This window comes from Sphingomonas yantingensis (assembly GCF_014199325.1).
Lineage (GTDB): Bacteria > Pseudomonadota > Alphaproteobacteria > Sphingomonadales > Sphingomonadaceae > Sphingomonas > Sphingomonas yantingensis.
Map to the genome: position 1 here is coordinate 90,682 of NZ_JACIJJ010000007.1, position 11,175 is coordinate 101,856.

Annotated in this window: 10 protein-coding genes; 5 read left to right on the top strand and 5 right to left on the bottom strand. The window is 69.3% G+C overall.

Going from position 1 to position 11,175, the window contains the following annotated elements; genetic code table 11:
* Positions 1 to 76: 76 nt before the first annotated feature.
* Genes FHR19_RS17125 through FHR19_RS17135 form a run of 3 tightly spaced genes read left to right on the top strand, consistent with a single transcriptional unit; the run spans position 77 to position 2,753 of the window.
* On the top strand, positions 77 to 1,045 hold the full coding sequence (locus FHR19_RS17125) for a hypothetical protein (RefSeq protein ID WP_425505981.1): 969 nt from the start codon (positions 77 to 79) through the stop codon (positions 1,043 to 1,045).
* A complete protein-coding gene (locus tag FHR19_RS17130) occupies positions 1,042 to 1,560 on the top strand; it encodes a DUF2141 domain-containing protein (RefSeq protein WP_184031081.1) in 519 nt (172 codons plus the stop codon). Before FHR19_RS17125 ends, FHR19_RS17130 begins: the two co-directional genes overlap by 4 nt.
* An 11-nt stretch (positions 1,561 to 1,571) precedes the next feature.
* Positions 1,572 to 2,753: a glycosyltransferase gene (locus FHR19_RS17135; RefSeq protein WP_184031084.1), complete on the top strand. Its 1,182-nt coding sequence runs from the start codon at positions 1,572 to 1,574 to the stop codon at positions 2,751 to 2,753.
* Here the strand turns inward: FHR19_RS17135 and FHR19_RS17140 are convergent.
* Positions 2,750 to 4,123 carry a DUF2029 domain-containing protein gene (locus tag FHR19_RS17140; RefSeq protein ID WP_184031087.1) on the bottom strand — a complete coding sequence of 458 codons (1,374 nt, stop codon included), beginning with the start codon at positions 4,121 to 4,123 and terminating at the stop codon, positions 2,750 to 2,752. The genes FHR19_RS17135 and FHR19_RS17140 overlap by 4 nt on opposite strands.
* 83 nt (positions 4,124 to 4,206) lie before the next feature.
* Between FHR19_RS17140 and FHR19_RS17145 the strand changes: the two genes are divergently transcribed.
* A complete protein-coding gene (locus FHR19_RS17145) occupies positions 4,207 to 5,835 on the top strand; it encodes an alkaline phosphatase D family protein (RefSeq protein ID WP_184031090.1) in 1,629 nt (542 codons plus the stop codon).
* Positions 5,836 to 5,838: 3 nt separating this feature from the next.
* On the opposite strand, the gene FHR19_RS17150 is transcribed toward FHR19_RS17145, so the two are convergent.
* Genes FHR19_RS17150 through FHR19_RS17165 form a run of 4 tightly spaced genes read right to left on the bottom strand, consistent with a single transcriptional unit; the run spans position 5,839 to position 10,696 of the window.
* Positions 5,839 to 7,047 (bottom strand): ABC transporter permease, encoded by a 1,209-nt coding sequence (locus tag FHR19_RS17150; protein ID WP_184031092.1) that lies wholly within the window; start codon positions 7,045 to 7,047, stop codon positions 5,839 to 5,841.
* Positions 7,047 to 7,760 carry an ATP-binding cassette domain-containing protein gene (locus FHR19_RS17155; RefSeq protein ID WP_184031093.1) on the bottom strand — a complete coding sequence of 238 codons (714 nt, stop codon included), beginning with the start codon at positions 7,758 to 7,760 and terminating at the stop codon, positions 7,047 to 7,049. Before FHR19_RS17155 ends, FHR19_RS17150 begins: the two co-directional genes overlap by 1 nt.
* The gene (locus FHR19_RS17160) at positions 7,750 to 9,204 is read right to left on the bottom strand and encodes an efflux RND transporter periplasmic adaptor subunit (RefSeq protein ID WP_184031095.1); all 1,455 of its coding nucleotides are present in this window, start codon (positions 9,202 to 9,204) and stop codon (positions 7,750 to 7,752) included. Before FHR19_RS17160 ends, FHR19_RS17155 begins: the two co-directional genes overlap by 11 nt.
* Positions 9,205 to 9,211: 7 nt before the next feature.
* On the bottom strand, positions 9,212 to 10,696 hold the full coding sequence (locus tag FHR19_RS17165; protein ID WP_184031098.1) for an efflux transporter outer membrane subunit: 1,485 nt from the start codon (positions 10,694 to 10,696) through the stop codon (positions 9,212 to 9,214).
* Positions 10,697 to 10,849: 153 nt separating this feature from the next.
* On the opposite strand from FHR19_RS17165, the gene FHR19_RS17170 reads away from it, so the two are divergent.
* Positions 10,850 to 11,175: acetyl-coenzyme A synthetase N-terminal domain-containing protein (locus FHR19_RS17170; RefSeq protein WP_281375743.1), on the top strand; the 326-nt coding region annotated here is incomplete at its 3' end.

Consider the following 11,175-nt stretch of genomic DNA (forward strand, 5'->3'; position numbering starts at 1 on the left):
GGGACATGCGGCCGACTGGGGGCCAGTGCGGGTATGGGCCGGTAGCCGCGGCGCATGCCCTTTTTCGTGTAGAGTCATGGCCCTGAACGGAACGACCGACCCCGTGAACCAACCTGAGATTGGCGTGATCCCGGCGGCGACCCCGCCCGGCATCACCGTGCCCGAGATCGAGGCGCTGGAGCCGATTCGCCAGATCAAGCGCCGCTGGCCGGCGATCCTGGGCGCGATCCTGAGCCTCGCGATGGTCGTCGGGCTCGGCTACGAACTGTTTGACCGGGGGCTGCTGGCGCTCGAACGCTCGGTGCCGACCCATGCAGCCTTCTATCTCTGCTTCTTCCTCCTCTATATGTCGCCGCCGACGTTCGACTACGTCATCTTCCGGCGGCTGTGGCGCATCCCCTTTTCCGGCCTGATCGCGCTTCACAAGAAGCGCATCGCGAACGAGGTGGTGTTCGGCTATTCGGGCGAGGCGTTCTTCTACGCCTGGGCGCGACAGCGGATGAAGATGGTTGCCGCCCCCTTCGGCGCGGTCAAGGACGTGTCGATCCTCTCGGCGATCGCGGGCAACGCGATCACGCTCGCGATGATTGTCGTCGCGCTGCCCTTCGCCTCGGGCCTGCTCACCCCCGACCAGTTCAGGACGCTTGCCTGGTCGACGGTCATCATCATCGGCATGTCGCTGCCGTTCCTCCTGTTCTCGCGCCGCGTGTTCTCGCTCGGCAAGCGGGACCTGTGGTGGGTGTTCGGCGTCCACTGCCTGCGCCTGATCTGCGGGTCGACGCTGATCGCGCTCGCCTGGCATTTCGCGATGCCGGAGGTGTCGATCGGCATGTGGCTGTTCCTCGCCGCCGGGCGCCTGCTCGTGTCGCGCCTGCCGCTCGTGCCCAGCAAGGACCTTCTTTTCGCCAACTTCGCGATCATACTGATCGGACAGGGGGAGGCGCTTTCGGAACTGGTGGCTTTGACCGCGGCGTTCACGCTGCTGATGCACGTCGTTCTGATCGTCGCCTTCGGCCTCCTGTCGCTGGTGAGGAAAGATCGATGAACCCGAAGTCCGCCCTGCTTGCCCTCGCCCTCGTCGCCGCGCCCGCGGGCGCGCAGGGCGAGATGCTGGGCAGCGACCGGGCGGCGTGCCTGGGCGGCGGCGGCCCGGCGATCCGCGTCAACGTCCTCGGCCTCAAGGACCGGACCGGCCGGCTGAAGCTCGAGCTCTATCCGGCCAACGAGGGCGATTTCCTCAAGGACGACCGCGACCTCATCAAGGAGGGCAAGACCTTTCGCCGCGTCTGGGCCGACACGCCCGCCGGCGGACAGGTGGCGATGTGCATCAAAGCGCCGCGCCCCGGCCGCTATGCCCTGCTCCTCACGCACGACCGCGACGGCCGCAACAAGTTCGACTTCTGGAAGGACGGCGCCGGCTTTCCCAGTAATCGCCGGCTGGGGCGCAGCCGCCCAAAGCTCGAACAGGCGGTGATCGAGGTGGGTTCGGGGGTGACGACCACCAACATCCGTGCGCAATATCTGCGCGGCCTGGGCGGCTTCGGCCCGGTGGGCGATTGAGGGAGCGGCGGATGCGGATCGTCGACGTCAACGAATTCTATTCGCCCACCGGTGGCGGCGTCCGGACCTATATCGACCGCAAGATGGGTATCCTCGCCGATCTGGGCCACGAACTGATCGTCATCGCCGCGACGACCGAGCCCGACTGGGTCGAGGAACGCCCCGGCGGCGGCCGCATCTTCTGGGTGAAGGCGCTGCCGATGGTGGTGGACAAGAATTACTGCCTGTTTTGGGACGGCGCCTCGATCGTGCGCCTGCTCGACGAGCTTCGCCCCGACGTGGTCGAGACGAGCTCGCCCTGGCGCCCCGCGACGATCGTCGGCGACTGGCAGGGCGATGCGGTCAAGGTGTTCTTCGCGCACAACGACAACATGGCCGCCTATCCGCTGCGCTGGTTCGAGGGGCTGGCAAGCCCGCAGCAGATCGAGCGCGCGTTCGGCTGGTACACGCGCCGCTACGAGCGGTTCCTGGCGCAGTTCGATGCGTTCGTCACCAACGGCCCGGCGCTCGCCAAGCGGTTCACCGCGCGCGGGCACAAGGTGCATGCCTCGATGCCGCTCGGCATCCCGCGCGGCGACTTTTCGCCCGCCAAGCGCGATGAGGGGCTGCGCCGTGCGCTGCTCGCACAGATCGGCCTGCCGCCCGAGGGGCATCTGCTGCTCGGCCTCGGCCGCCATCACCGCGAGAAGCGCTGGCCGCTGGTGATCGACGCGGTCGAGCGCGCGGGCGCCGACCTGCCCGTCGGGCTGATCCTGCTGGGCGACGGGCCCGACCGCCGCCAGCTTGCCAAGCGCGCCGCCGACAGCCCGCACATCCGCCTGTTCCGCCCGGTCTATGACCGCGAGCGGTTCACGCGCATCCTCGCCAGCGGCGACGCGCTGATCCATGGCAGCGACGTCGAACCCTTCGGCCTCGTCGCGTCCGAGGCGCTGGCCAGCGGCCTGCCGTTGATCGTGCCCGACGAGGGGGGCTGTGCCGAACTCGCCGAGCCGGCGTTCGCCGAAACCTATCGCGCGCGCGACGCGCGGTCGGCCGCCGACGCGATCCGCCGCCTGTTCGCGCGCGAGCCGCGCATCCTGCGCGCCGCCAGCGTGGCGGCGGCCTCGAAGGTGCGCACCGACGTGGACCACGCCCGCGACCTCGTCGCCTATTACGAAACGCTGGTCGCCGCCCGGCGCGCCCGCGCGGCCTAAGGCACCCACAACCGGAAGCGGCGCGAGGCGAGCGGCACCCGCCGCCATCCGTTCGATCGTGCCCATGCCTCCAGCGGCGCGTCGGCGCCGTCGGTGCCGCTGGTCCACTTTCCCTCGCCGCCGATCAGGATAGCGCCCGGCGGGCGCGCCGCGAACTGCGCAGCCAGCGTACGCGGGGTGACGATCCGTCGTGCAGCCTCGTCCTCCGGCGACAAAAATCGGCGGATGCGGAAGGCGAAGGGGCCGGCAGCAAACCGCGGGTCGGGATCGGCGACGAACTGCGGCGATAGCGTCGCGACCGTGCCGCGCGCACCGATCGCCTCGCCGATCGCCGCCCGCTCCCACATCGCGGCGATCATCCCGCCCCCGGTCACCAGCGCGACAAAGCTCGGCGCGAGCCCCGCGACGACGAACGGAATCGCCGCCAACCGCATCGCCCGGTTCGGCGGGCGACGCTCGATCGCCAGTGCGGCCATCACGAACAACGGCGGCAGCGCGGGGAGCCAATATTGCCGCCAGGTCGGCTCGGGCAGCAACGCCGCGACGACACCCACGAGCGCAAGCCACGACCACGGCCCCGCCAACGCCCGGCCCCTCCAGGCTGCGACCACCGCCAGCAGCGCCGGGCCGAGCGCCAGGAACTTGAGCGTATCCACCGCCTTCGCAGCCAGCGAGAGTTTCCACGGCCGGTCGGCGTAGAACTCGGCGGGTGCCTTGGCGGGAAAGGTCAGCACGCCGAACAGCGCATCGGCGGACGCCAGCCAGCAGAGCCAAGCAACGAGCACCACCGGCAAAAGCGCACCGACCGCCGCCCAGCCCACTTGCTTACGCCGCCACAGCATCCACAGCCCGACCGCCGCGGCGGGCAGCGCATAGCTGATCTTCGCCGCCGCCGCGCCCGATAGCAACAGCCCGGGGAGCACGCCGTTCCCCCGCGTGGGCCGCCCCGCCATCGCGACCATCGCCCCCGCCAGCAGCGCCGCGGGTAGCGCATCGTTGCGGGCCATCGCGGCGCTGAACAACAGGATATCGCACGCCGCCAACCCGAGCGCCGCGATCAGCGCCGCCCGCTCCCCCGCGCCCGACCGCCGCGCGGCGACGTATACGCCGACCACCGCCAGCCACCCGAGCAGCGCGTTGACCAGCCGCAGCGCCGGCCACACCCACGCCCCCGCCAGTGCCGCGATCGGCGCCATCAACAGCGGCTGAAGCGGCGTCTGCAGATAGGCATAGTCGCGATAGGGCAGCAGCCCCTTGGCGCTCAGGACCGCGGCAGCGACATACTGGCTCTCGTCATGGTCGATCGGCCGCGCCATCGCGAGCGCAAGGAACGCGACGAGCAGCAGCGGCAGGATCAGGCGGACACGCACTTCGGCGACTTAGCGCCGCTGTCACGCGGACGCCACATGCCCGCGCCAAGGATCGCCGCAACGCATCCGAAGGATCGATCCCCATGACGCTTCGTATCGACCGCCGCTCGCTGATCGTCACCGGCACGCTGGGGCTCGGCGCGTTCGCGCTGCCGGGCTTCGCACGCCAGGCGACCATCGCCAACGCCCGCGGCTTCACCCATTCGGTGGCGAGCGGGGAGCCGGGCGCGACCACGATGCTGCTATGGACCCGGTACGTGCCCGCCGACGGCGCCCCGGCCAAGGTGAAGGTGGAGGTTGCCGAGACGCCCGACTTCGCGCGCGTCGTCGGCGGGGCGGAGATGGTGACGGGGCCGTGGCGCGACCACACGGTCAAACTCCATGTCACCGGCCTCAAGCCCGGCACCCGCTATCACTATCGCTTCGTCGCGCCGGACGGCACCACGTCGCCGGTCGGCCGCACGAAGACGCTGCCCGAAGGGCCGGTGCCGAGCTTCAAGGCGGCAATCTTCTCCTGCTCCAACTACGGCTTCGGCTTTTTCAACGCCTATGCCCATGCGGCGGCACGGGCGGACCTCGACCTCGCCATCCACCTAGGCGACTATATCTACGAATATGCACCCGCCAATTACCCGGCGGCGGATCAGGTCGTGGCGAACCGCGTGCCGCAGCCGTTCAAAGAAATCGTCGCGCTCGCCGATTATCGCCTGCGCTATGCCAGCTATCGCGCCGACCGCGACCTGCAGGCGCTCCACGCGGCGATGCCGATGGTCGTCCAGTGGGACGATCACGAATCGGCCAACGATTCGTGGGAGGGCGGGGCCCAGAACCACCAGGCCGAGGAAGGTGACTGGAACGCCCGCCGCTCGGCCGCGGTACAGGCGTACCGCGAATGGCTGCCCGTCAGCGAGGAACCGTGGAAGGCGTATGACATCGGCAGCCTCGCCACACTCTATCGCACCGAAACGCGGCTGTTCGCCCGCTCGCAGCCCCCGGAGCTAGCGCCGCTGTTTCTGAAGGGCGGCGATCCGATTCCCGCGCTCAAAGCATTCCGAGATGGCCCGTGGCAGGACCCGTCGGTGACGATGATGGGGACCGAGCAGGAGGGCTGGCTCGATACCGCGATGGCCGCGTCGGTGCGGGCCGGTACGCGGTGGCAGGTGGTCGGCTTCGGCACGATCATGGGCAACACCCGCGCGCCGGCCGAGGCGGTGAGCTGGCTGAAGCCCGACGCCGCGCCGCGCAGCCGCGCCTGGGTGCAGGCGGGGGTGACGGCAGGGACGCTCGGCCTGCCCTCCAACCTCGACAATTGGGGCGGCTATCCCGCCGCACGCGCGCGGTTCCTCAAATCGGCGCAGGCGTATGGCGGCAGCACCGTGGTCATCTGCGGCGACAGCCACAATGCTTGGGCCTATGACCTGGCGCAGGACGGCAAACCGGCGGCGGTGGAGTTTGCGGGGCAAGGCGTCACCTCGCCCGGTTATGAAAGCGCGATCGGCGTCGATCCCCGCCAAGTGGCCGCCGCGATGGTCGCCGCGAACCCGGAACTCAAATGGTGCGACACGTCGCGCCGCGGTTATATGGCGCTGACGCTGACGCCCGATCGCGCGACCAACGAGTGGCTGTTCGTCGACACGATCCGCCAGCGTTCGCCGCGCGTGTCGGACACGCATCGCGCCTCGACCGAGCATGGGCGCAACGTCATGGCCTGATGCCTATTCGTGGCGGAGCGCATCGATCGGGTTTAGCGCCGCCGCCCGCCGTGCGGGAAAGAAGCCGAACACGACGCCGATCACCGCCGAAATCGCGAATGCGATCAGGTTGATCTGCGGCACGAAGATCCATGGCACCTGCATGACCGGCGCGAGCAGCGCGATCGCGATCTGACCGATGACGAGGCCAACGAGCCCGCCGAGCATCGACAGCACGATCGCCTCGACCAGGAACTGCAACAGCACCTCACGCGCGACCGCGCCGATCGCGAGGCGGATGCCGATCTCGCGCGTACGCTCGGTCACGCTGACCAGCATGATGTTCATGATGCCGATCCCGCCGACGACCAGGCTGATCGCCGCCACCGCCGTCACGATGCTGGTGAGCAGCGTCGTGGTGCCGGTCAGCGTCGCACTGATCTGGGCGGTGTCGAAGATGTTGAAATTGTCCTCCGCCCCCGGCTCGATCCGGCGACGTTCGCGCAGCAATGTCGAAAGCTGGTCCTGCACCTGCGCGCTGTCGTAATCGGCGTCGATCCCGACCAGCATCAGGCGGATGTCGCGATTGCCGGTCAGGCGGCGCTGCACCGTTTTGATCGGCATGATGACGATATCGTCCTGATCCCCGCCGAACCCCGCCTGCCCGCGCGTTTCCAGCGTGCCGATCACGTCGCAGCTGATGTTGTTGACGCGCATCCGCTTGCCGATCGCATCGGTGTCGCGAAACAGGTTGGTGCGCACCGTGTTGCCGATGATGCAGACCGCCTTGCCCGCCTCCTCCTCCGCGCGGGAGAAGGTGCGCCCGCCGGTCAGGTTCCACGGCTGGACCTGGAAATAGGCGTTGGTGGTGCCGTTGATCGTCGTCGACCAGTTGGCGCCGTTGTAGATCGCCGTCGCGGTCGACTGCGCCTGGGGCGCCACCGCGGTAACGCCGCCGATCTGCTCACGCACGGCATCGACGTCCGCCTGCTCGAAATCGGGCGGCCGCGGTCCGCCGCCGCCGCGACCGAAGCCCTGGCCGGGCCGCACCTGAAGGATGTTGGTGCCGAGGCTGGCGATCTGCTGCTGCACCGCCGCGGTTGTCGCCTGTCCCAGCGTCACCATCGTCACCACCGCCGCCACGCCGATGACGATGCCGAGGATGGTAAGGAACGAGCGTAGCAGATGTCGCCGGATCGACCGCACCGCGAGCGTGAAGGTGGTGAAAAGCATCAGACCGCCTCACCCTGCCGGTGGTTCTGGTCGATACGCTCGACCAGCCCGTCCTTGAAGTGGACGACGGTGTGCGCGAACGCGGCCATGTCGGGTTCGTGCGTGACCATGAGGACGGTGATGCCGCTGTTGCGATTGAGGTCGGTAAGCAGCTTCATGATCTCCACCGACCGCTCGCTGTCGAGGTTGCCGGTGGGCTCGTCGGCCAGCAGCACGTCAGGCGCGGTGACGATCGCGCGGGCGATCGCGACGCGCTGCTGCTGGCCGCCCGACAGTTCGGCGGGGGTGTGGTCCCACCATTTGTCGAGCCCGACCTTTTCGAGCGCCGCCATGCCGCGCTCGCGCCGCACCTTCTTGTCGTCGCCGCGATAGAGGAGCGGCAGCTCGACATTCTCGAGCGCGCTGGTCCGGCTGAGCAGGTTGAAGCCCTGAAAGACGAAGCCGAGATATTTGCGGCGAAGCAGTGCGCGCTGGTCGCGATCCAGCGTCTCGACATGCACGTCCTTGAACAGAAACTCGCCGCCGGTCGGCACGTCGAGACAGCCGAGGATGTTCATCGTCGTCGACTTGCCCGACCCCGACGGCCCCATCACCGCGACGAAATCGCCGCGCGCGATGTCGAGGTCGACGCCCTTCAGCGCCTGGAACGCGGTCGGGCCGTCGCCATAGGTCTTGGTGACGCCGCGCAGGCGGATGATGGGTTCAGGCGCCACGCTGCCCGCCCCCGCCACCGCCGCCCGCGCCGCCGCGACCCTGGCCGCCGCCGGCACCGCCACCGCCGCTGCGACGACCCTGCCCGCCGCCCTTGCGCGCATTGTCGCCGGCAAGCTGGCCGGTGATAATCTTCATGCCGGGACGCAGCCCGCCCGACAGGATCTCCGTCAACTGTCCGTCGCTTTCGCCCACGGTCACGCGGATCGGCTGCGGCTCGTTATTCTCGCCGAGGATATAGATGGTCTGCTGCGATCCGCGGCCGATCGTCGCGGTCCGCTCGCCGCCGCCACCGCCGCGGCGACGCCGCGGGCCGGGAACGATCGCGCTGGCCAACCCGCCCTTGCTCGCATCGGCGCCATTGCCGGTCGAGGGCTGGAAGCGAAGCGCCGCGTTCGGCACCAGCAGCACGTTCTGGCGCTCGGTCGTCACGATCTCCGCGGTCGCGGTCATGCCGGGGCGCAGGCGCAGCTCGGCATTGGCGACCGACAGCTTGGCGGCATAGCTCACCACCTGTCCGGTCGTCGCCGCGCCGGTCGAGCCGGTGCTGGACGACGACGAGCTCGCCTCCGACACCGACAGGTTCGAGCCCACGTCCACGCGGCTGATCGTCGCGGGGAAGCGTTCGCCGGGGAACGCATCGACGGTGAAGGTCGCGCGCTGGCCGTTCTTGACGCTGCCCACGTCCGCCTCGTCGATCGCGACCTCCAGCTCCATCTGGCTCAGGTCCTCGGCGATCACGAACAAGGTCGGCGTGTTGAAGGAGGCGGCGACGGTCTGGCCGGGATCGACCTGACGCGCCAGCACCACGCCGTTGACGGGCGAGCGGATGATCGCGCGCTCGCGCTGCGTCTGGCTGGCCGAGAGCTGCGCGCGGGCCGCAGCAACGTTGGCCTCGGCCGTGCGCACCCCCGCCACGCCGCGGGCGACCGCGGCGCGCGCGGTGTCGAGTTCGGTCTTGGCCGGCACGCGTCCGCCCGACAGGCGGCTAACTTCCTCGAAGCGATTGAGCGTCGCGCGCGCCTCCGTCAGCGTCGCCTGCGCCTGCTGCACCGCGGCCTGCTGCGCAGCGAGGTTCGCCTGGTTCTGGCGAATCTGGTCGTCGAGCTGCTCGGGGTCGATCTGCGCCAGCGGCTGGCCCGCGCGCACGCGGTCGTTCACGTCGACCACGACCTGCGTGACGAGGCCCGATAGCTGCGAGCCGACCGTCACCTGATTGGTGGGGGCAAGCTTGCCCGTCGCCGACACCGTGACCTCCAGATTGCCCTGACGTGCCGGCGTCGTCGCATAATCGGTCTTCGCGTCGCCCTTGAAGAAGGACAGCGTGCCCCAGACGAGCAGCACGACGCCGAGCGCGATCAGCGCCCATTTGGCGTAGCGCTTCCATTTCGGCTGCGACTTGGTGCCGAGGAACGCGTCGATATCGGCTTGGGTCTGGTCGGCCATAAGGGGGTCAGTCCTGCTGCCGCGCATCGAGCGCGCGGGTCGTCGTGTTGTCGATCGTCGGGACGGTGCCCGCGTCCCAGCCGCCGCCAAGCGCGGCGAACAGCTGGACGAGCGCGGTCGACTCGTCGCTGGCCGCCGTGGTCAGGCTGTTGCGCGCCGACAGGAGCTGCGTTTCGGTCTGGTTGAGGGTGGTGAAATCGGTCAGGCCCGCGCGGTACTGGCTGCGCGCGAGGATCGCCGAATTGTTCGCCGCATCGAAGGCGATGCGGAACTGGACCGTGCGCGCCTGTGCGGTACGCAGCGCCACGACGGCGTTCTCCACATCCTCGAGGCTGGTGAGCACGGTGGACTTGTAGTTGAGGAACGCGGCATCGGCGGCGGCGCGCTGCGCGCGGACCGCGGCGCGGGTGCGACCGCCGTCGAAGATCAGCTGCTGCAGCCCCGCGAACAGCGTCCCGGTGATGATGTCGGTCAGCCTACCGATCGCGCTTGCCGCGGTGTCGAGCCCGCCCGACAGGTTGAAGGCGGGATAGAGCTGCGCTTCGGTCACGCCGATCTGCGCGGTCGCCGCGGCAAGGCTGCGCTCGGCCGCGCGGACATCCGGGCGCTGGCGGAGCGTTTCGGCGGGGATGCCGGTGCCGACCACCGCCGGCCCGCGCGGGATCGGGCGGACGGCGGTCATCTCGCCCTTGAGCGCGCCCGGCGCCTGTCCGGTCAACACGCCGAGGCGCGAGACGGCGTTGTTGTAGCTGGCTTCCAGACTGGGGATCGTCGCGGCGGTCTGTGCCCGCTGCGCGCGCGCCTGCTCGGCATCGAGCGAGGAGACGAGACCCGCCTGCACGCGAAAGCCGGCGATCTCTAGATTGTCGTCCTGGATTTCGAGGCTCGCCCTCGCATTGGCGATCTGCGCCTGCGCCGCGCGCGCGAGGATGTAGTTGCGCGCGATCTCCGCCTGACTGCTCACCAGCACCGTCGCGTAATCATAGCCCGAGGCGGCATAGCTCGCCCGAGCGCCCTCGACCGAGCGGCGGATGCCGCCGAACAGGTCGACTTGGTAATTGGCGTCGAGGCCGAGCGAGAAGTTGTTGGTGCTGCCCTGTCCGGTGTTGATGATCGTGCCGTCGGGCAGTTGCGTCTGCTGGCTGCCGCCCGCAATCGCCTGCCGCCGCGAATAGCCGCCCGAGCCCGACAGCGTCGGCAGGAAATCGGCGCGCGCCTGCACCAACTGTTCGCGTGCCTGGCGCAGGCGGGCGACGGCCTGTGCCACGTCGAGATTATCGGGCGCGGCCTGCGCGACGAGGCGCTGGAGCAGCGGGTCGTCGAACCGCTCCCACCATTTCGTCAGGTCCTCGGCCGTCGCGGTGCCGGGCACCGAATAGGCCGGCGGCACCCCGAGCGCGGCGGGCGTGTCGGGTCGATAATCGGGGCCGACCGCGCATCCGGCGAGCGGCACGGCGGCAACGAGCAGCAGCGAGAGGGCACGAACGGTCATCGGACGAGGTGATGGCGACCCTCCCGCATGGGTACAACTGCTTTTGTGTCGCGATTTGTATCGGACGTTTCGTTGCGTTTGTGCGGTGGCCGCCTTGACCCTCAGGATTTCAGGCGTTCTTGAAGGACCTGACAAAGATCAACGGAGAGCCCCATGCCCGACCGCGCCCTTTATCCCGTACCGTCGGACTGGTCGTCGCGTGCGCATGTCGATGCGGCGGGGTACGAGCGGCTGTACCGCGAGAGCATGGATGCACCGGACGCATTCTGGCTTGATCAGGCGAAGCGGCTCGACTGGGTGAAGGCGCCGACGGTGGCGGGCAACTGGTCGTTCGACGAGGGGGATTTCGGCATCCGCTGGTTCGAGGACGGCGTGCTCAACGTCTCGGTCAACTGCATCGACCGGCATCTGGCGGACCGCGGCGACGATACGGCGATCCTGTGGGAGCCGGACAGCCCCGAGGCCGAGGGGCGGCGGTT

What these genes read in the sequence shown, in the direction of transcription:
- FHR19_RS17125 (WP_425505981.1), top strand. Translation starts at nt 77, where the DNA reads ATGGCCCTGAACGGAACGACCGACCCCGTGAACCAACCTGAGATTGGC.
- FHR19_RS17130 (WP_184031081.1), top strand. Translation starts at nt 1,042, where the DNA reads ATGAACCCGAAGTCCGCCCTGCTTGCCCTCGCCCTCGTCGCCGCGCCC.
- FHR19_RS17135 (WP_184031084.1), top strand. Translation starts at nt 1,572, where the DNA reads ATGCGGATCGTCGACGTCAACGAATTCTATTCGCCCACCGGTGGCGGC.
- FHR19_RS17145 (WP_184031090.1), top strand. Translation starts at nt 4,207, where the DNA reads ATGACGCTTCGTATCGACCGCCGCTCGCTGATCGTCACCGGCACGCTG.
- FHR19_RS17150 (WP_184031092.1), bottom strand. Translation starts at nt 7,047, where the DNA reads ATGCTTTTCACCACCTTCACGCTCGCGGTGCGGTCGATCCGGCGACAT.
- FHR19_RS17160 (WP_184031095.1), bottom strand. Translation starts at nt 9,204, where the DNA reads ATGGCCGACCAGACCCAAGCCGATATCGACGCGTTCCTCGGCACCAAG.
- FHR19_RS17165 (WP_184031098.1), bottom strand. Translation starts at nt 10,696, where the DNA reads ATGACCGTTCGTGCCCTCTCGCTGCTGCTCGTTGCCGCCGTGCCGCTC.